This is a genomic window from Actinocatenispora thailandica (genome assembly GCF_016865425.1).
GTDB lineage: Bacteria > Actinomycetota > Actinomycetes > Mycobacteriales > Micromonosporaceae > Actinocatenispora > Actinocatenispora thailandica.
Genome location: NZ_AP023355.1, coordinates 5,481,945 through 5,501,015, shown reverse-complemented (window position 1 = coordinate 5,501,015; position 19,071 = coordinate 5,481,945). Strand labels below are relative to the sequence as shown.

19 protein-coding genes and 1 pseudogene are annotated in these 19,071 nt (G+C 74.4%); 11 read left to right on the top strand and 9 right to left on the bottom strand.

Translation table 11 applies throughout. The features are described 5' to 3' along the window. Positions 1-51: 51 nt before the first annotated feature. The 3 genes from Athai_RS24405 to cofD are packed head-to-tail and all read right to left on the bottom strand — an operon-like array spanning position 52 to position 2,922. Positions 52-579 (bottom strand): NUDIX hydrolase, encoded by a 528-nt coding sequence (locus tag Athai_RS24405; RefSeq protein ID WP_203963660.1) that lies wholly within the window; start codon positions 577-579, stop codon positions 52-54. After that, the gene (locus tag Athai_RS24400; protein WP_203963659.1) at positions 579-1,970 is read right to left on the bottom strand and encodes a coenzyme F420-0:L-glutamate ligase; all 1,392 of its coding nucleotides are present in this window, start codon (positions 1,968-1,970) and stop codon (positions 579-581) included. The genes Athai_RS24405 and Athai_RS24400 overlap by 1 nt, the downstream gene beginning before the upstream one ends. Further along, complete coding sequence (gene cofD / locus Athai_RS24395; RefSeq protein WP_203963658.1) at positions 1,963-2,922, bottom strand: 2-phospho-L-lactate transferase; 960 nt, start codon at positions 2,920-2,922, stop codon at positions 1,963-1,965. The genes Athai_RS24400 and cofD overlap by 8 nt, the downstream gene beginning before the upstream one ends. Positions 2,923-3,144: 222 nt before the next feature. Here cofD and Athai_RS24390 point away from each other — a divergent pair, with 222 nt between their 5' ends. Further along, positions 3,145-4,308, top strand: a complete 1,164-nt coding sequence (locus Athai_RS24390) for a hypothetical protein (protein ID WP_203963657.1) — start codon at positions 3,145-3,147, stop codon at positions 4,306-4,308. Positions 4,309-4,778: 470 nt separating this feature from the next. Next, positions 4,779-5,005: pseudogene (locus tag Athai_RS24385) on the top strand (WhiB family transcriptional regulator); the annotation flags it as partial. Positions 5,006-5,150: 145 nt separating this feature from the next. Here the strand turns inward: Athai_RS24385 and Athai_RS34395 are convergent. Further along, positions 5,151-5,525 (bottom strand): metallopeptidase family protein, encoded by a 375-nt coding sequence (locus Athai_RS34395; RefSeq protein ID WP_225918244.1) that lies wholly within the window; start codon positions 5,523-5,525, stop codon positions 5,151-5,153. 306 nt (positions 5,526-5,831) lie between these two features. Here Athai_RS34395 and Athai_RS24375 point away from each other — a divergent pair, with 306 nt between their 5' ends. From Athai_RS24375 to manA, 7 genes are all read left to right on the top strand, one after another. After that, positions 5,832-6,188, top strand: coding sequence for a DUF3499 domain-containing protein (locus tag Athai_RS24375; RefSeq protein ID WP_203963655.1), 357 nt, complete (start codon positions 5,832-5,834; stop codon positions 6,186-6,188). A gap of 234 nt (positions 6,189-6,422) precedes the next feature. After that, positions 6,423-7,145, top strand: coding sequence for an N-acetyltransferase (locus Athai_RS24370; RefSeq protein WP_203963654.1), 723 nt, complete (start codon positions 6,423-6,425; stop codon positions 7,143-7,145). A 112-nt stretch (positions 7,146-7,257) separates the two neighbouring features. Next, positions 7,258-8,619: a phosphomannomutase/phosphoglucomutase gene (locus tag Athai_RS24365; protein ID WP_203963653.1), complete on the top strand. Its 1,362-nt coding sequence runs from the start codon at positions 7,258-7,260 to the stop codon at positions 8,617-8,619. Between the two features lie 189 nt (positions 8,620-8,808). Continuing rightward, positions 8,809-9,012: a Trm112 family protein gene (locus tag Athai_RS24360; protein WP_203963652.1), complete on the top strand. Its 204-nt coding sequence runs from the start codon at positions 8,809-8,811 to the stop codon at positions 9,010-9,012. Then, positions 9,009-10,217 carry an SIS domain-containing protein gene (locus Athai_RS24355; RefSeq protein WP_239157137.1) on the top strand — a complete coding sequence of 403 codons (1,209 nt, stop codon included), beginning with the start codon at positions 9,009-9,011 and terminating at the stop codon, positions 10,215-10,217. The genes Athai_RS24360 and Athai_RS24355 overlap by 4 nt, the downstream gene beginning before the upstream one ends. Positions 10,218-10,242: 25 nt before the next feature. Then, the gene (locus tag Athai_RS24350) at positions 10,243-11,184 is read left to right on the top strand and encodes a cation diffusion facilitator family transporter (RefSeq protein ID WP_203963651.1); all 942 of its coding nucleotides are present in this window, start codon (positions 10,243-10,245) and stop codon (positions 11,182-11,184) included. Positions 11,185-11,216: 32 nt separating this feature from the next. Then, positions 11,217-12,383: a mannose-6-phosphate isomerase, class I gene (gene manA / locus Athai_RS24345; protein WP_203963650.1), complete on the top strand. Its 1,167-nt coding sequence runs from the start codon at positions 11,217-11,219 to the stop codon at positions 12,381-12,383. A 178-nt stretch (positions 12,384-12,561) separates the two neighbouring features. On the opposite strand, the gene Athai_RS24340 is transcribed toward manA, so the two are convergent. The 3 genes from Athai_RS24340 to Athai_RS24330 all read right to left on the bottom strand — a co-directional run bounded on the left by Athai_RS24340 (position 12,562) and on the right by Athai_RS24330 (position 15,684). After that, on the bottom strand, positions 12,562-14,127 hold the full coding sequence (locus Athai_RS24340) for a glycoside hydrolase domain-containing protein (protein ID WP_203963649.1): 1,566 nt from the start codon (positions 14,125-14,127) through the stop codon (positions 12,562-12,564). Positions 14,128-14,259: 132 nt separating this feature from the next. Continuing rightward, positions 14,260-14,841 (bottom strand): dihydrofolate reductase family protein, encoded by a 582-nt coding sequence (locus tag Athai_RS24335; protein WP_203963648.1) that lies wholly within the window; start codon positions 14,839-14,841, stop codon positions 14,260-14,262. Positions 14,842-15,054: 213 nt separating this feature from the next. Then, positions 15,055-15,684 (bottom strand): TetR/AcrR family transcriptional regulator, encoded by a 630-nt coding sequence (locus tag Athai_RS24330; protein WP_203963647.1) that lies wholly within the window; start codon positions 15,682-15,684, stop codon positions 15,055-15,057. A gap of 276 nt (positions 15,685-15,960) precedes the next feature. On the opposite strand from Athai_RS24330, the gene Athai_RS24325 reads away from it, so the two are divergent. Then, positions 15,961-17,145, top strand: coding sequence for a cytochrome P450 (locus tag Athai_RS24325; RefSeq protein ID WP_203966116.1), 1,185 nt, complete (start codon positions 15,961-15,963; stop codon positions 17,143-17,145). A gap of 3 nt (positions 17,146-17,148) precedes the next feature. Here the strand turns inward: Athai_RS24325 and Athai_RS24320 are convergent, their stop codons facing one another. Next, a complete protein-coding gene (locus tag Athai_RS24320; protein ID WP_203963646.1) occupies positions 17,149-17,550 on the bottom strand; it encodes a nuclear transport factor 2 family protein in 402 nt (133 codons plus the stop codon). 141 nt (positions 17,551-17,691) lie between these two features. On the opposite strand from Athai_RS24320, the gene Athai_RS24315 reads away from it, so the two are divergent. Then, on the top strand, positions 17,692-18,237 hold the full coding sequence (locus tag Athai_RS24315; protein ID WP_203963645.1) for a TetR/AcrR family transcriptional regulator: 546 nt from the start codon (positions 17,692-17,694) through the stop codon (positions 18,235-18,237). Between the two features lie 4 nt (positions 18,238-18,241). Here Athai_RS24315 and Athai_RS24310 read toward each other — a convergent pair whose 3' ends face one another. Next, a complete protein-coding gene (locus Athai_RS24310) occupies positions 18,242-19,063 on the bottom strand; it encodes an MBL fold metallo-hydrolase (RefSeq protein WP_203963644.1) in 822 nt (273 codons plus the stop codon). Positions 19,064-19,071: the final 8 nt, after the last annotated feature.

Here is a 19,071-nt window from a genome sequence, read left to right as displayed (position 1 = left end):
GTCCGAGTCAATCAGTACCCGCCCGCCGGGGTCTGGCGGGCGGGTACTGGGTCAGCGGAACGCGGCGAGGGCCGGGGCGATCAGGTGCTCGGTGGCGGAGGCGAGCGGGGTCGGCAGCTCGTCCGGGCGGAACCAGCCGAGCGCGTCGGACTCGGCGCTGACCCGCTCGCGGGCGTCGGGCGGCGCGAGCACCGCGTAGCGCACGTCGTGGTGGTACGAGTCGCGGCCGGCGCAGCGCACCGGATGGATGTCCAGGTCGATCGGCTCCGGATGCAGCCGCAGCCCGGCGATGCCGGACTCCTCGGTCGCCTCCCGCAGCGCGGCGGCGGCGATCGACGGGTCGTCCGCCTCGACGTGCCCACCCAGCTGTACCCAGCGGTGGAACTTGCCGTGCAGGCACAGCAGCACCCGGCTCAGGTCGGCCGAGACGACCAGCGCGCTGGCCGTGACGTGCCCCGGGTCGTACCCGCGGGTGAGCGCCACCGGCCCCGCGTCCAGCAGCGCCAGGCTGCGCGCCCGCGACTCGCCCGTGCGCCAGCCCGACACCACCCGTACCGCATCGTCGTACAGCTCGGTCATCACCGCTCCAGGTAGGCGTCGCCCGGGTCGTCGTCGGCCGGCACGACCGGGCGTGCCGGGTACCCGGCGGCGGTGGCGCCCAGGAACTGCCAGCTCGCCGGTACGCCGAGGGCGGCGCCCAGCGCCACCGGATCCGGCGGGTCGATCAGGCCGGGCGTGACCATCACGTGCACCAGGCCCTCGGCGGCCAGCGCGTCGGCGGCGCAGGCGATCCCGTCCATCTGCCGCATGACCGCGGCGATCGTCTCCGGATCCTCGTCGTCCAGGTCGAACGCGCCCAACGCTTCGGTGCGGAACGCCACCAGCAGCACCGGCGCGCGCGTCACCAGGTCGGTGTCGATCTCGCCGGGCAGCAGGTCGGTCAGTGCCCGGCGCGCGGCCGGGGAGCTGACCCGCACGTACCGCCAGAGGCCCGGTTCGCTGGCCTGGCCGCGCATGACGGCGACGGCACGGCGTACCGGGGCGTCCGGGACGGGGTCGTCGGACAGCTCGCCGGCGGCGAGCCGGACGGCGAGCACCTCGCGCCGGCCGGCGGCCAGCGCCTCCGCGGTGCCCAGCGAGAACATGTCCTCGGCCGACGGGCGTACCAGCGCGGCGGCGCCGGGGCCGTCGTCGGCGGCGACCGGGCCCAGCCCGCGTACCACCGCGACCGGCACGCCGGACGTCTTGCCCTTGACCAGGTCCGCGGCGGCGGCGAGCTCGTCGATCACCGCGGCGGCGGTCACCGACAGGTCGTTGCCGTAAGGGTCGGTCTGGCCGCGGTGGTCCCGCAGCGGTGCCAGCCCGGCGGCGCCGATCGCCACGTCGGTCTGCCCGTTGCGCCAGGTGCGGCCCATCGTGTCGGTGATCACCACCGCGACCCGGATGCCGAGCCGGGCGGCGAGCTCGGCCCGCAGCGCGCGGGCCGAGGCGTCCGGGTCGACCGGCAGCAGTACCAGCTGCGTGGTGTCCACGTTGGACGCGTCGACGCCGGCGGCGGCGAGCACCAGGCCGTGCCGGGTCTGCACGATCCGGGTCCGGCCGCGGGTGGCGACCACCCGGACCGTCTCCGCGGTGACCGCCCGCTGCCGGGCGGCTTCCCGGGCCTCCGGGTCGGCCGGCGCGGGGACCAGCCGGCCCTCCGCCTTGCTGACGATCTTGCTGGTGACCACCAGGATGTCGTCGTCCCGCAGGTCCGCGCCGAGCTTGCCGATCAACGCCGCCAGGTCGTCGCCGGGCGTGACCTCCCCGATCCCGACCAGCGGCAGTACCTCGATCCGCGCCGGCACGGTCACGCCAGCCCGGTGCTCGTCGCCGCCCGATGCCGGCCTGCCGGTCTCGTGTTCGTCGCGTCCCGGTGCCGTCGCGCCGGGCTGGTGGGCGGTGGCGTCCGGTGTCGCTCGCTCAGGCATCGGCCAGGCCGATCGCGTCGGTGACGATGGCGGCGGTCTCCGCCTCGTCGGTCATCAGCAGCGGGCGGGCCAGCACCCGCACCCCCGGTACCGTCGTGGCGGCGTCGACCGGGTCGACCAGCCAGCCGGACAGCAGGCCGCCGTCGCCGGCCGCGCCGAACATCCGGCCCACCCCGGCGGCGCTGACCTCGACGCCGATCGCGGTCAGGCACTTGTCGGCCATGCCGCGCACCGGGGCGCCGCCGATGATCGGCGCGATCCCGACGACCGGGGCGGTGCCGGCGACCAGGGCGTCGCGCAGTCCCGGTACGGCGAGAATCGGGCCGATGCTGACCACCGGGTTGCTCGGTGCGAGCAGCACGACGTCGGCGGCGGCGAGCGCGTCCAGTACTCCGGCGGCCGGCTTGGCCTGCTCCGCGTCGACGAACACGAACCGCTGCGCCGGCGGCTCGGCGTGGTAGCGCACCCACCACTCCTGGAAGTGCAGTGCCCGCGGTGCCGCCTCGCCCTCGACGGTGGCGACCACGTGCGTCTCCATCCGGTCGTCGGTGGCCGGCAGCAGCCGGATGCCGGGCTGCCAGCGGGCGCACAGCGCCTCGGTCACCGCCGACAGCGGGTAGCCGGCGGCGAGCATCCGGGTCCGGATCAGGTGGGTGGCGAGGTCCCGGTCACCGAGGCCGAACCAGGTCGGCTCGGCGCCGTAGGCGGCCAGCTCGTCCCGCACGGCCCAGGTCTCGCCGGCCCGGCCCCAGCCGCGATCCGGGTCGGCGCCGCCACCCAGCGCGTACATCACGCTGTCCAGGTCGGGGCAGATCCGGACGCCGTGCAGGGTGACGTCGTCGCCGGTGTTGACGATCGCGGTGACCTCGTGGCCGCCGGCCGTGGCGAAGGCGCGCACCCCCGCCAGGAACCGGGCGCCACCGATGCCACCCGCGAGTACCACGATGCGCATGCCGACAATCCTCCCGCATGCCCCGGGTGCCGGCTCGGCGCGGTCCGGACCTGCGGGCTCGACCGGTCCGCGAGCATCCCGCTACCGTCCGGGTGGCGCCGGCGTGCGGCGCGCTGGCCATGCTGGGTACCGCGTGATACCACGGGGGGCGCGCCGCGGTTAGTCTCGTCGGGACATGGATGCCCACGAAACCACTGCGCTGTGCTACCCGAAGGGGGAGCTGTGACAACCCAGACGGCGGCCGACGAGAAGGACCCGACGGCCAGTCAGTACACGAAACCCATCCGGCTCATCGCCGCGTTCATTCTGCTCGGCGCCGCTGCCCTGCTGCTGCTGGCGAACATCATCCAGCTGGTCCCGACCGACCAGGCCTCGTTCAGCATCCGAGCCGGCAGTGGCGTCTCCGGCTTCCTCGACTGGGCGACCGTGCTGCCGCCGGTGCTCGCAGTGCTGTTGGTCAGCCACTGGCGGCCGATGCTCGCGCAGGCGAAGATCATCACCCTGATCGCGCTGATCGAGTACGGCGTGATGCTGCTGCTCGGCCTGATCGGCACGATCGCCGGCGCCTACCACAACTTCACCAACACCGGGGCGTACGCGGGCATCGGTGACGCGGCCGGCATCCTGCTGGGCGACCTCGCGCTGCTCGCCCTGGGCGGCGCCGGCGGCCTGGTGACGTTCCTGGTGTTCCGTGGGCTGTCGGCGCCCAAGCCGGCCGCCTTCGGCCAGTACGGGCAGGCCGGCTACGGCCAGCAGGGTTATCCGCAGCAGGGCTATGGCCAGCAGCAGTACGGCCAGGCCCAGCAGCAGTACGCGCAGCAGCAGGCCCAGGCCGCCCAGTACGGGCAGGCGCAGCAGGCGGCCGACCCGGCCGCGCAGCAGGCGGCCCAGCAGCAGGCCGCGCAGCAGGCCGCTCAGCAGCAGGCGGCCCAGCAGCAGGGTGCCGCCCAGTACGGCCAGCAGGCGTACGGCCAGCAGGCCCAGGCCGGGTACGGGCAGCAGGCCGGCTACGGGCAGCAGGCCGGTTACGGCCAGCAGCAGTACGGCGCCGCGGCCCCGACCTCGGGTGCCGGCGCACCGACCTCGGGCGCCGCCGCGCCGACCTCCGGTGCGGGCCAGGCCCAGCAGCAGGCGCAGCAGGGTGGGTACGGCTGGCCGAACCAGGCCGGCGGCGCGTCCTGGCCGGCCGGGCAGCAGGGCCAGCAGGCCCAGCAGGCCCAGCAGCCGCCGGCCGCGCAGGGCCCGGCGACGGCCGCGTGGCCGACCACCCCGGCCGCCGGCAACTGGCAGCAGCAGGCCGAGCCGGCGGAGCCGGAGAACCCGGACGAGGGTCAGCGCACCCAGCTGATCACGCCGGAGATGCGGCAGCGTCAGCAGAACCAGTGACACCCGGCGGGTCGGCGCGAGCCGCCCGCCACCGAACGTTCGTGGCCCGGCCGAAATCGGCCGGGCCACGGTCGTTGCCGGCCCGAGAGGACGCCCGGGTGTGGCTGCGGGCCGTTCGTGGCCGGCCGCAGCCCGGTGCTCCGGCCCGACCGTTCGCACCGCTCCGCGAGGTCGGCGAATCTCGTCCGGAAACGACCGGAGCTGGGTAGTCTGGTTGCCGCTCCTACCCCCGTTCCTGCCGGTCCGCACGAAACGCACGCCGAACGGGCCTATTTATCAGGTTCGGCTTGACGACGCACGCATTACACGCGTGTAATTTTGGGTGCGGACATTGGTGGGCCCGGTGCCGAGGCAGGACGCGGCGCCGCGTCCGGCGGCAGACGTCCGCGAGCAACAACTGAACGGGGCCTTCCGCGTGGGGGGTGAGCATCGGTGATCGTGGCCGATGCGCGGAGCTAGGAGGCACGTAGATGGACGGCCGGGAGACGGTGGCCGACCTGATGGAGGACGCACCGGAGTGGCAGGAGCGGGCCTTGTGCGCGCAGACCGACCCGGAGGCGTTCTTCCCGGAAAAGGGGGGTCGACCCGGGAAGCGAAGCGCATCTGCTCGCGCTGCGAGGTGCAGGCGGAGTGCTTGGAATACGCATTGGGCAAGGACGAGCGGTTCGGCATCTGGGGCGGATTGTCCGAACGCGAACGGCGAAAGTTGAAGCGTCGGGTCGGTTGAGGCCGACTCCGGCGAGCTGCAAAGGCCCGGTGATGGCGGGGGCGCCACACCGGGCCTTGCCGTATCCGGGTGGTCCGAGCATCCGGGCGTGATCCGAAGGGCGCGATTCCCGCGGTCAGTCCGGGTCGACGTCTTCGGGGTCGAGGCCGAGCAGGTTCGCCACCTGCTCGACGATCACGTCCTTGACCAGATCGGCCAGGTCCTCCCGGTCGACGGCGCGCAGTTCCAGCGGCCGGCGGTACAGCACGATGCGCGGCGGGACGCTGCCGGACCCGCCGGCCCGGCCGGGCAGCAGCCGGGCGATCGGCACCTCGCCGTCCTCGAGCACGTCGGCGTCGTAGACGTTCAGCGCGGGTGGCACGTCCTCGACGGCGAACTCGACGCCGCTCAGTTCCTGGGTGAACCGGTGATCGAGCAGCTCGACGGCGTCTCGGACCATCTCGTCGAACAGCTGGGCCCGGGTGCGCGACAGCGGCAGCGATGCCGGCACCAGCCGCCCGCGCAGGCCGCGCCCGCGCCGGTCTCGATGCGGACCGGCGGGCCGGCTGGTTCGTGGTCGCGTACTCACGCAGCCAGCGTAATGCGCCGACCCCGCCGGGTGGCAGAGCGGCCGGCCGCCCGGTCGTTCCGCGGCCCGCGGGGCCGGTGGTTCGGCGCCGGACCCGGCGCGGCGGCGGGCCGGTCGGGGTCGGACGGTGTGCGGAGTCGGGTGGCCCGAGCCGGCGTGCATTGTCGCTCGGCGTGTCGAGGCCCAACCGGACGAACGACGCAGCGCCGGGCGTTAACGTGATCGGTCGTGAGGTCTCCACGGCGTTGCACCCGAACCGGCTGCCCGAACCCGGCCGTCGCGACGCTGACCTACGTCTACGCGGACTCCACCGCGGTCGTCGGCCCGCTCGCGGCCTTCGCCGAGCCCCATTCGTACGACCTGTGCGAGCAGCACGCGCTGCGGCTGACCGCGCCGCGTGGCTGGGACCTGGTCCGGCACGAGGGCGAGTTCGAGGCACCGGCACCCACCACGGACGATCTGGTCGCGCTGGCCGAGGCGGTGCGCGAGGCGGGCCGGCCGGTCCGGCGGGAGGAGCCGGAGCGGGACGACGGGCGCGAGGTGGGGCGACGGGGGCATCTGCGGGTCATCCCACCACCGGCCTGAGTGGCCGGTGCCGGCGGCGGCCGGAAATGTCCGGGTGACGGGGCTGCCCGGACGGCCCGGGTTCGTGCCACGCTGAACCCATGAGCGAGCGCGAGCGAGCGAATCAGGGGTGCGGTGCGTGGTGCCTCGTCGGTGTTCCGACGCAGGAGGAACGCCGATGAGTGTGCGCGAGCGAGCGAATCAGGGGTGCGGTGCGTGGTGCCTCGTCGGTGTTCCGACGCAGGAGGAACGCCGATGAGCATCCAACCCGCCCCGCTGACGGTCATCGAGGTGCGGCGCACCGGTCCGCTCGTCGACGCGGTGTACACGGACATCCTGCAGCCCTCGTTCCCGCCCGCGGAGCTGGTCTCGCTGGCCGGGCTGCGGGACGCGATCACGGCGGGCCGGGCCACGCTGACCGTCGCGCTGGACGCGACCGGCCTGCCGTGGGGTGCGGCGGTCGGCGAGTGGTACGAGCCGGCCCGGGTGGTGCTGCTCGGCTACCTCGCGGCACGGCCGGGCAGCCGCGGTCGTGGGGTCGGCGGTCAACTGCTGGAGGAAGCGACCCGCACCTGGTCGGAGCGGTACCGGCCGTGCCTGGTGCTCGCCGAGGTGGAGCGGCCCGACCGGCACCGGGCCTCGCTGGCGCACGGTGACCCGGTCGGCCGGCTGCGGTTCTACCAGCGGTACGGGGCGAGCGCGCTGGACCTGCCGTACTTCCAGCCGGCGTTGCGCTCCGACGAGGACCGGGCGTACGGGATGCTGCTGGTCGCGCTGCACGTCGAGCAGGAGTACCGGCGGGGGGAGCGGGCGGTCGACGCCGAGCCGGTGCGCCGCTTCTGGTTCGATCACCTGGCCGCCACCGAGGGCGCCCCGGTCGACGGTGCGGCCCGCCGGATGGCGGCGGCGCTCGGCGCCGAGCGGGTCGCGCTGCGCCCGCTCGACGAGTACCGGCACATTCCGGTGGCCGCCGGCTGACCAGGGTGGTCCCGGCGGATTCGGGGGTCGTCGTCGCACACCACGTCGTGGCCGACCGGCCCGGGTCGGTACCCTTCGGGGCATCCGACTGGAGGACGGACGGGAGCGTGCGGTGGACCTGACCGAGATCGTCAAGGCGTACGACGTGCGCGGTGTGGTGCCCGACCAGCTCGACGACCGGGTCGCGCGGGCGGTGGGTGCGGCGTTCGTCCGGGTCACCGGGGCGGACCGGATCGTGGTCGCGCACGACATGCGTACCTCGTCGCCGCAGCTGGTGGCCGCGTTCGCGGAGGGCGCGACGAGCCAGGGAGCCGACGTGGTGGACGCCGGGCTCGGCCCGACCGACATGCTCTACTACGCCTCCGGTGCGCTGGACCTGCCCGGCGCGATGTTCACCGCCAGCCACAACCCGGCGCGGTACAACGGCATCAAGATGTGCCGCGCGGGTGCCCGGCCGATCGGCCAGGAGACCGGGCTGGCGGAGATCCGTGAGCTGGCACAGCAGTTCGTCGCCGAGCCGCCGGCGCCGGCCGCGACGACCGGCAGCGTGACGAAGCGCGACCTGCTGACCGACTACGCGAAGCACCTGCGGTCGCTGGTCGACCTGTCCGGCATCCGGCCGCTGAAGGTCGTCGTGGACGCCGGGAACGGGATGGGTGGCTACAGCGTGCCGACGGTGCTCGGCGACGAGAAGTTGCCGGCGCTGCCGCTGGACATCGTCCCGATGTACTTCGAGCTGGACGGCTCGTTCCCGAACCACGAGGCGAACCCGCTGGAGCCGAAGAACATCGTCGACCTGCAGGCCAGGGTGCGCGAGGTCGGCGCCGACATCGGGCTGGCGTTCGACGGCGACGCGGACCGGTGCTTCGTGGTCGACGAGCGCGGTGAGCCGGTCGCGCCGTCGGCGATCACCGCGCTGGTGGCGACCCGGGAGCTGGCGAAGGTGCCGGGCGCGACGATCATCCACAACCTGATCGTGTCGCACGCGGTACCGGAGATCGTGCGTGAGCACGGTGGGGTGCCGGTGCGTACTCGGGTCGGGCACTCGTTCATCAAGGCGGAGATGGCGAAGACCGGCGCGGTGTTCGGCGGCGAGCACTCGGCGCACTACTACTTCAAGGACTTCTGGTTCGCCGACACCGGGATGCTCGCCGCGATGCACGTGCTGGCCGCGCTCGGTGGCCAGGAGCGGCCGCTGTCCGAGCTGGTCGGCGAGTTCAGCCGGTACGTGGCGTCCGGCGAGGTGAACTCGACCGTGGACGATCAGGCCGCCCGGGTGGCGGCCGTCAAGGCGCGGTTCGCCGACGCGGATCTGGACGAGCTGGACGGGCTGACCGCGCAGTTCGACGACGGGTCCTGGTTCAACCTGCGGGCCTCGAACACCGAGCCGCTGCTGCGGCTCAACGTGGAGGCGCGCGACGAGCAGCGGATGGCCCAGCTGCGCGACGAGGTGCTGGCCGTCGTCCGCGGCTGAGCCCGGCGACCGCAGACGGCGCCGTGCCGAACGGCAGCCCGCGATCCGGAGGCGATGGTCCGCCGGCGGTGCCGGCGGGGGAGCGGCGACGAGAAGCAACCGGCGGTGCCGGTGGGAACGACCAGCCGGCCGGTGCCGGCGACGAGGAGCAGCCGGCGGTGCCGGCGCGGAGAACGGGAGGTGAGCGTCATGTCCGAGACCCCGGCGGTGCTGGACGATGAGCTGCTGTCGATCCTGGCGTGCCCGGACGAGCATCACGCGCCGCTGACGTACGACGCGGCGGCGCAGACTCTGACCTGCACCGAGTGCCACCGGGTGTTCGACGTGGTGGACGGGATCCCGGTGCTGCTGCTGGACGAGGCGCACGGCGGCCCCGCCGAGTCCGAGTCGTGACCGAGCCGGGTACGGAGGGCGTCAGCGGCCACCGCGACGTCGACGAGGCGCTGCTGGACGACCCGGCCCGCATCGACGCCGCGGACCCGGGGTTCATGCTGCGGGCGATCGCGTCGGGCGGCCCGCAGATCCGGGAGGCGATGTCGCTCGCGGCCGAGGCCGACCTGGCCTCGCTGGCCGACGAGGGCCGGCCGCGGTCGCTGGTGGTGGCCGGCGCCGGCACCGCCGCACGCACCGGTGACGTGCTGGCCGCGGTGGCCGGGCCGCGCTGCCCGGTGCCGGTGGTGTCGCACCGCAGCGCCGGGGTGCCCGGCTGGGTCGGCGCGGCGGACACGGTACTGGCGGTCTCCGCGTCCGGCCGCAGCCCGGAGGCGCTGGCGGCGGCGGATGCGGCGGCGCGGCGCGGCGCCCGGCTGGTGGCGATCGGCGCCCCCGGATCGGAGCTGGCGGCGGTCGCGGAGCGGGCCCGCGCGCCGTTCATCGCGGTGCCACGGCGGGCGCCGGCGCGCGCCAGCTTGTGGGCGCTGACCGTACCGGTGCTGCTGGCCGGCCGGGCGCTGGGGCTGCTGCGGATGGCGGAGGCGGACCTGGCCGAGGCGGCGACCCGGCTGGACGACGACGCGGAACGCTGCAAGGTCGGCAACGACGCGTTCACCAACCCGGCGAAGGCGCTGGCGCTGGACCTGGCCGGTTCGCTGCCGGTGGTCTGGGGTTCGACCCCGCTCGCGGCGGTGGCCGCCGGCCGGTTCGCCGAGATGCTGGCCGCGAACGCGCGGTACCCGTCGGTGGCGGACTCGCTGCTGGAGGCCGGCCGTGGCAGCGTCGGGCTGCTCGACGGCGTGTTCGGCGCGCTGGCCGAGTCGCAGCGCGACATCTTCGCCGACGAGCCGGGCGACGGTGGTACCCGGCTGCGGCTGGTGATCCTGCGCGACGACGGTTTCGAGTCCGGTACCCCGGCGGAGGACAGTGACGGGGACGAGCCGCCGGCGGTGGAGAGCCGCCGCGCCGAGGCGGTGCAGTCGCTGGCGGAGCGGCGCGGGGTGCGCTGCACGGTGCTGCGCGCCGAGGGGGCGTCGCCGTTGGAGCGGCTGGCGTCGCTGACCGCGGTGCCCGACTTCGCGTCGGTCTATCTCGCGCTGGCGCACGGGTTCGACCCGATGGCGGTGCCGGCGGTCTCGGAGATGAAGGATTTCGTGACCCCATGACCCGTCCCCCGATGAGAGGCAGCTCGTGAGTTCGTCCGGCGGTACCAAGGCGGTGTTGGCGGCGCTGGCCGCGAACCTGGGCATCGCGGTGGTGAAGTTCCTCGCGTTCCTGCTGACCCAGTCGTCGTCGATGCTGGCCGAGTCGATCCACTCGGTCGCCGACTCGGGCAACCAGGTGCTGCTGCTGGTCGGTGGGAAGCGGGCGCGGCGCAACCCGGACCCGGAGCACCCGTTCGGCTACGGCCGGGAGCGCTACATCTACGGGTTCATCGTGGCGATCGTGCTGTTCGCGGTCGGCGGCCTGTTCGCGCTGTACGAGGGCTATCACAAGGTGATCCACCCGGAGGCGATCCACTCCTGGCAGTGGGTGCCGATCGTGGTGCTGCTGGTGGGCATCGTGCTGGAGGGCAACTCGTTCCGTACCGCGCTCAAGGAGTCGGCGGACGCGCGGCGCAAGGTGGGTTTCCTCGGCTACATCCGGCGGGCGAAGAACCCGGAGCTGCCGGTGGTGCTGTTGGAGGACTCGGCGGCGCTGATCGGCCTGGTGTTCGCGTTGTTCGGGGTCGGGCTGACGTTGCTGACCGGCAACGGCGTGTTCGACGGCATCGGTACTCTCGCGATCGGTGCGCTGCTGGTGTGTGTCGCCGCCACGCTGGCGGTGGAGACCAAGAGCCTGCTGCTGGGCGAGTCGGCCACGGTGGCGAACGTGCGGGCGATCGAGGCGGCGGTGCTGGACGGGCCGGAGGCCGAACGCATCATCCACATGCGCACCATGCACCTCGGTCCGGAGGAGCTGCTGGTGGCGGTGAAGGTGGCGGTGCACCACGACGACACCGCGCAGGAGGTGGCCCGCGGCATCGACGCGATCGAGGCCCGGATCCGCGCCGCGGTGCCGATCGCGCACGTCATCTACATCGAACCGGACCTGTACCGGGCGGCCGCCGTCCAGCAGCCGAAGCAGTCCTGACGCCGGGTGGCGTCGGGTCGAGGGAGCCGAACATGCGCGCACTGACCGGCCGGATCCAGCCGTACGCGTGGGGGTCGCGTGCTGCGATCGCCGCGATCCAGGGGCGGCCGGTGCCGTCCGGGACGCCGGAGGCGGAGCTGTGGCTCGGCGCGCACCCGGCAGCACCATCCACAGTGGACGATGGTCGGTCGCTGGTGGACGTGATCGCCGACGACCCGGTCGGCACGCTCGGCCCGGCGCGCCGGTTCGAGCGGCTGCCGTTCCTGCTCAAGCTGCTCGCCGCGGACCAGCCGCTGTCGCTGCAGGTGCACCCGAACTCCGACCAGGCACGCGCCGGCTTCGACGCGGAGAGCGCCGCCGGGGTGCCGTTGACCGCGCCGGAGCGCAACTACAAGGATCCGTACCACAAGCCCGAGATGATCGTCGCGCTGACCGACTTCGACGCGCTGTGCGGGTTCGCGCCGCCGCAGCGGTCGGCGGAACTGCTCGCGGGGCTGGCCGTACCGGCGCTGGAGCCGGTGGTGTCGGCGCTGCGCTCGGACGAGGCCGCCGACGGGCTCCGGGCCGCGGTCGCCGCGCTGCTCGCGGTGCCGGTGCGTACCGTCGAGGAGGCGGTGCGCGCCGCGTCCGGCCGGACCGGTGCGGCGCCCGGGTACCGGCTGATGGTGGAGCTGGCGCGCCGGCATCCGGGTGACCCCGGGGTGCTGGTCGCGGTGCTGCTCAACCAGGTGCGGCTGCGGCCGGGGCAGGCGCTGTACGCGCCGGCCGGCTGCCTGCACGCCTACCTGGCCGGTGTCGGCGTGGAGCTGATGGCCGCCAGCGACAACGTGTTGCGGGGCGGCCTGACCCCCAAGCACGTCGACGTGCCGGAACTGCTCCGGTTGCTGCGGTACGAGCCGGCGCCGCCGCCGATCGCCGACCCGGTCCCGGTCGCCGGCGGGCTGGACAGCTACCCGCAACTGCTGCCGGGCGTCGCGGAGTTCGCGCTGTCGGTGGCCCGGGTGGGCGGCCCGCACCGCCGGGTGGAGCTGGCCGCGGACGGGCCGCGGGTGCTGTTCTGCGTGTCCGGCCGGGTGCTCGCCGACGACGGTGCGGCCGAGCTGTCGCTGGGGCCGGGCGAGGCGGCGTTCGTCGCGGCCGACCGCCGCACCGTGCAGCTCTCCGGGTACGGCGAGGTGTTCCAGGCGACGACCGCCTGAGCCCGGTCCGGCCGGCGGCGTCCGTCCGAGCCCGGTCCGGCCGGCGGCGTCCGTCCGAGCCCGGTCCGGCCGGCGGCGTCCGTCCGAGCCCGGTCCGGCCGGCGGCGTCCGTCCGAGCCCGGTCCGGCCGGCGGCGTCCGTCCGAGCCCGGTGGCGGATTCACCGGCCGGCGCGCCGGTCAGAGCAGCGGTCGCAGCGTGTTCCAGCCGGTGCCGAGCTGGATCCGGGTGCCGAAGCTGCCGTTGCGGCCGGGGTAGAGGTAGAGGCGGTTCGTCGACTTCTCGACCGCGAACAGGTCCGGGTAGCCGTCCCGGTTGAAGTCGCCCACCCCGGCCAGGTTGCGCATCCCGTTCCAGCCGGTGCCGATCCGCACCCTCGGCCCGAAGCCGATCCCGGTGCCCGGGTAGAAGTACAGGTCGCCGGAGCTGTTCAGGCGGGCGATCAGGTCCGGCCGCCCGTCGTGGTTCAGGTCGCCGATCGCCGCCAGGTCGCCCATCGCGTTCCAGCCGGGGCCGAGGCTGACGCGCGGGCCGAACCCGGCGGCCCCGCGGCCCGGATAGAAGTACAGGTAGCCGTTGGAGGACTGGACGGCGAGCAGGTCGGGGTGGCCGTCGCCGTTGAGGTCGCCGGTCGCGGTGATCTCGCGCATCCCGCCGAAGCCGGTGGCCAGCGTGACCCGGCTGCCCAGCCCGGAGCCGGTGCCCGGGTACAGCCAGAGGGTCCCGGTGGAGGTCTGCCGGGTGATCACGTCGGGACGGCCGTCGCCGTTCACGTCGCCGTACCGGGTGATCGTGTCCATCGCGTTGAACCCGGTGCCGAGCGACGACCGGCCGCCGAAGTTGGTGCCGTTGCCGGGGTACAGCCACAGCGTGCCGGTGGTGTTGTCCCGGGCCATCAGGTCCGACCAGCCGTTGCCGGTGGCGTCGCCGAACCCGGCGGCCGGCAGCGGAGCGAGGTCCACCAGGTCGTTGTCGATGGTCATCGTGACGCCGCCGTAGGTCTCCGCGTGCCCGCCCTGGTACTGCTTGATTCGCCGGTGCGGCGACCAGTACGAGGCGGGGATCGACGAGTTGGACAGCGTCGCGACCCCGTCGTAGCGGGCGAAGTCGAGGTAGTCGGCGCGCACCCGGCTGGTCGAGTTGTACACCGACACCTGGTCGGTGACGCCGGAGCCGAGGCTGCCGTAGAACCCGGCGAAGTATCCCCGCGTGTGCAGCCGGGCGTTGAACGAGCTCACGTACGACAGGACGGCGTTGCGGCAGCTGGTGTCGCCGGTGCGGTACGCCTCCATGTCCAGGATCAGCGCGCTGGAGGCCGGCAGCCCGATGGCCTGGGCCGCCGTCACCGCGTCGTCGGCGGAGGAACGGCCCTGGGTGGCCGCCGTGGCGGGGTCGATCCGGTACTTCTTGTTCGACGTGGTGCAGGGCGCCTGCAACCCCATGTACAGCGGCAGCAGGTGCCAGCCCGCCGCCTGCTGGGTGGCGACCCAGTCGGCGGTCAGGTTGGGTTGCGCGCACCCGCGGTTCGGCCCGCCGAAGTAGATGCCGACCGACCGGTACGGCGAGGCCAGCCAGGCGTGCATCGCCGCGCTCGACGGTGCGGCGCAGGTGTCGAAGCCCTTCCCGGCGTACGTGCCGGGGGCGGCCACCGCCGCCGCGGCGGCGGGCCGGGGCGGCGCGACGAGGGCGGTGATCGCCAGTGCCAGCGCGCCGAGGGCCGCTGTCCGGAATCGCACCCTGGCCATCTCACGCCTGCTTTCGTCGACCGTCGTGCCCAGCGCACCATCCGGTGCGGCCGGGCGCACCGGCCGAACGGAAGGCAACGCCGAGCCGAAGGTCCCGCCGGCGCCTCCGGAACTGCCGGGCGCGCCGGCCGGCTATCCGACCGGCAGCGGCCCGGTGACCCGGTACCGGCTCAGTACGACACCGGAGGGCGTCGTGCTGGTGTCGGCCAGCTCCAGCGACCGGGCCGGTGTGCCCTCCGCGACGAGGCGTTTCCCCGTCCCCAACACGATCGGGTAGACGATCAGCAGCACCTCGTCCGCCAGCCCGTCGCCGAGCAGGGTCGAGGCGAGCGTGGAACTGCCGCAGAGCACCAGGTCCGGGCCGTCGGTCGCCTTGACCCGGCGCACGCCCTCGGCCACGTCCGGCCCCAGCGGCTCGACCGGTCCCCACCGCAGGCTCTCCGGGCGGTGCGTCGCGACGTACTTCGTGGCGGCGTTGATCCGGTCCGCCATCGGGTTGGCCGGCGCGGTGGGCCAGAACCGGGCCCAGAGGTCGTAGGTGTGCCGTCCGAGCACCAGGTCGAAGCGCTCGCCGTGCAGGGCGAGTACCGCGTCCCGGCCCTCGGGTGTCCGGTACGGCAGGTTCCAGTCGGGGTACGGGAAGTCGTCGCCGTCGGCGGAGTGCTGGACCACCCCGTCCAGCGAGACGTGTTCGATGATCTTGAGCTTGCGCATCCCGGGCCCTCGTGTTCTCTCGTCGGTGTCCGTACGGCGGGGTAGACGACGCGCCGGGCCGGCACTCATCGCCGTGGCCGGCCCGCATCGCACGGCGGGTGATCCGCGACCCGCGCTCGCCGGTGGCGTCGAAGCCGGCCGCTGCCGTGCACCCGGGCCCGTCCCGCCGGGTACGCACCGGCGACGAGCGGGCCCGCCGGGTTCATCCGGCCGTCATCGGCCATCCCCTACCGACGCGCCGGGCTCCGCCCGCTGCCGGCGGGCACCGCGCGGGTTCGGCGCGTCGAGGCCGGCGAGCGTGGCGCGGACCAGCCGGCGTACCGCCGCCGGGTTCCGGCCGCGGACGGCTTCCAGGGCGTGCAGGCAGAAGCCGGCGAGCTCGTCGGGGTGGGCACCGCCGGGCAGGTCACCGGCCGCGGCGGCGTCGGCGATCAGCTCGCGGACGAACTCGTGCAGGCGCCGGTGCGCGGCGGCGACGTGCGCCCCGCGGTGCAGCGGGGCGGCGGCCGGTTCGGCGGGCGGGTGTGCCGTCCGGATCGCCCTGGCGTAAGCGGTCAGGACCGCGTCGAGCCGCTCGCGGGCGCCGTCGGTGCGGTCCCGGACCCGGACCAGCTCGGCCAGCTGCGCGTCGACCTGCCGGTCGTGCCAGGCGACCAGGATCGACTCGACGTCCGGGAAGTACTTGTACAGCGTGGCGCGGCCGATGCCGGTGTCCTTGGCGATCTGGGACATCGTGACACCGCTCGGTCCGCGCTCGGCGACGAGCGCCGCGGTGGCCTCGATCGTGGCGTCGCGGACCGCGTCGCGATGGGCCTCGATCGTCCGGCTCCAGATCCTGGGCATGCCGGTAGCGTACAGGACGGCGTGGTCCGAGACAGATGACTTGACGTAGACACTGTGTATTGAAAAACTGGGGACGGACGCGAGCGGCGTGCCGCCGCCGAACACCGATCCGTGACGAGGTGCGAAGCCGTGACCCACCCCGAACCGAAGACGCCGCCCAGCACACCGACCCCGGCGGACCCGGCGAGCGACACCACGGCGCCCGGCGGGACCGGTACCGGCCGGCAAGCCCCGGCGAGTGCACCGAACGACGACGCCGGGACGCTCGTCGAACGGTTGCTCGCGCCCGCCGGCCGCGCCGACCCGTACCCGCTCTACGCCGAGGCGCACCGGCTCGGGCCGGTGTCCCGGCTCGCCGACTCGCTGTACCTGGTCGCCGGGTACCAGGCCGTCGACCAGCTGCTGCGGGACCCGGGATTCGGCCTGTACACGATGGCGACCGGGCAGGACGCCGAGGGGCCGCTCGACCTGCTGAACCGGTCGATCCTGCGCGCCAACCCGCCGGACCACCCGCGGATGCGGTCGCTGATCGGGAAGGTGTTCACCCCGCGCCGGGTCGCCGCGCTCGCCCCGCGGGTCGAACGGGCGGTCGACGAGCTGCTCGACGCGCTCGCCGCCGGGAGTGGGCCGGTCGACTTCATGGACCGGTTCGCCTTCCCGCTGCCGGTCACGGTGATCTGCGCGCTGCTCGGCGTCGAGGAGCGCGACCACACCCGGCTCCGGCCGCTCGCCGCGGACCTGACCGAGGTGCTGGAGCTGACCGGGCCGACCACGGAGGCGGCCGCCGCGGCGGCGACCGAACTGGCCGGGCGGTTCACCGGGCTGGTCGCCGCCCGCCGCGCCGAACCGCGGGACGACCTGATCAGCGCGCTCGTCGCGGTGCGGGACGCAGAAGACGGCCGGCTCTCCGACGCCGAGCTGCTGGGCAACCTGATCCTGCTGCTGGTGGCCGGTTTCGAGACCACCACCAGCCTGCTCGGCAGCGGCCTCTCGCTGCTGCTGGAGCGCCCCGAGCTGCTCGCCGCCCTGCACGCCGCCAGCACGGCCGGCGACGGCGACGCGGCGGTCGCCGGGTTCGTCGAGGAGGTGCTGCGGTACGAGTCGCCGGTGCAGGTGCTGACCCGGACCGCGCTGGTCGACGGGCGGACCGTGGCCGGCCGGCCGGTACCGCGGGGCGCCGACCTGATCGTCCTGGTCGGCGCCGCCAACCGGGACCCGGCCCGCTACCGGGACCCGGACTCCTTCGACCCGACCCGGACCGACGTCCGGCCGCTCAGTTTCGGTGCGGGCGCGCACATCTGCCTGGGCAACAACCTCGCCCGGCTGGAGGCGACGGTGGCCTTCACCCGGCTGGTACGCCGGTTCCCGGCGCTGGCCGCCGCCGGCCCGGCGGTGCGCCGGGACCGGCTCGTGCTGCGCGGCCTGCAGTCGCTGCCGGTCCGGATCGGAGCCGCGGGTTGACGGTCAGCGTCGAAGCGGGACGCGCCGGGCGCGCACCGTACGGTGGCTGATCCGCCAGCCGGCCGCGGTGCGCACCACGGTGTCCTCGTAGGTGGCGCTGCCGCAGCTGCGGTCGGCGTGCATGGCGATCGCCTTCGACCAGGCGTGGACCCGGCCGTCGTCGAGCTCGGTGAGCACCGTGTTGGTGACGTGGTGGCCGACCGGGTTGCCGTCGCCGAGGGCGTACCCGGCCTCGATGACCGCCGTCACGCCGTGCAGCACCCCACCGCCGACGTCGCTGACGTCGTACGCCACGTCGGTGGTGAACAGCTCGTGGAACCGGTCGAGCTGCCCGCTGTCCGCGTACAGCCCGTGCAGGTTGATCAGGTCGGTGATGGCGACCCGGTCGTCGGTGGTCAGGCTCATCGGCGTTCCTGCCGCGTCGGACGGCCGACGGGGCACGACGCACCAGCGTCGTGATTCGCTCGCATGGCTACACTCCCAGCTATCCGGGGAACTCCCCGCTTCAACGTACTGGGGAGTTCCCCACTTGTCCAGGAGGCGACCGTGGCCGGACGCAGGATCGACGCGACCCGCAACGCCGAACGGCTGCTCGCCGCCGCCCGGGAGCTGTTCGACGAGGTCGGGCCGGACGTGGCGCTGGACGAGGTGGCGCGCCGGGCCGGCGTCGGCAACGCCACCCTCTACCGCAACTTCCCGACCCGCGGTGACCTGCTCGTCGCCGCGTACGCCGACGAGGTGGCCGAGCTGTGCGCCCGCGGCGACGCGCCGACGACCGCGGACCCGGCGGACGCGCTGTTCGACTGGCTCGGCGAGTTCGTCACGCACGTCGCGACCAAGCGCGACCTGGCGTACGCGGCGACCAGCGGCGACCACCGCACCGAGCGGTTCGACCAGTGGCACGCGGCGATGCACCGAACCGCCGCCGGGCTGGTGGACCGGGCATTGCGGGCCGGTACGCTCCGCCCCGACGCCGACGCGGCCGACCTGCTGGCACTGGCCAGCGGGGTCGCACTGGCCGGCGGGACCACCGGCTCGGCCCGCCGGCTGCTCGACCTGGTCCGGCACGGCGTCGAGGTGCCGTCGGGATGATCGATCAGCGCAGCCGCCGCAGCGGGCAGCGGGACGCGGCGGGCAACGCCACCGGCCGGTAGGGGGCAGGGGTCAGGTCGGCACCCACCTGCAGCGGATCGCGCAGGTGGGCGGGGGCGAGCGGGACCCGGTGCTGCGCCGCGTACCGCAGCAGCCGGCGCCGGCTGCCGGCCGCGGCGCCCGGGTCGGTCTCGTACCGGTAGGGCAGGTCCGGCCGGTGCGCCTGGGCCGGATGCACCAGCACGTCGCCGGCCAGCACGGCGCCGTCGGTGAGCACGCTCTGGTGCCCGGGCGTGTGCCCGGGTGTCGGCAGCAGCCGGTAGCCGCCGGGCATCGTCGCCGCACCGTCGACCGCCCGGAGCTGACCGGCCCGGGACACCGGGGCGAGCAGCCGGCGGTACGTGCCGGTCCCGGCGACGTGGTCCAGCTCGCTGCGCTGCACCAGGTACTCGGCGCGGGGGAACAGCGGCGCGCCGGCGTCGACGTTCCAGCCGGCGTGGTCGAGATGCACGTGGGTCAGCACCACGGCGTCGATCTCGGCCGGGGCCACGCCGGCCTCGGCCAGCAGCCCCGGCAGCCGCCCCGCGGTACCGAGCCAGTCCGCGCCGGGTGCGCCGGCCGGGCCGACGCCGGTGTCGACGAGCGCGGCGTGCCCCTCGCCGGTGAGCAGGAAGCTGTGCAGGTGCAGCACCCAGCCGGCCGGTGCGTGGTTGCCGGGTGCGCGGGCCGCGGTCCAGTCCGCATCGCCGGCCGACCAGCCGGGCAGCGCCGAGTCGAGCGGTTCCGGGAACACCGCGACCGCGTCGCACAGCATCGTCACGTCCACGGGCGGTT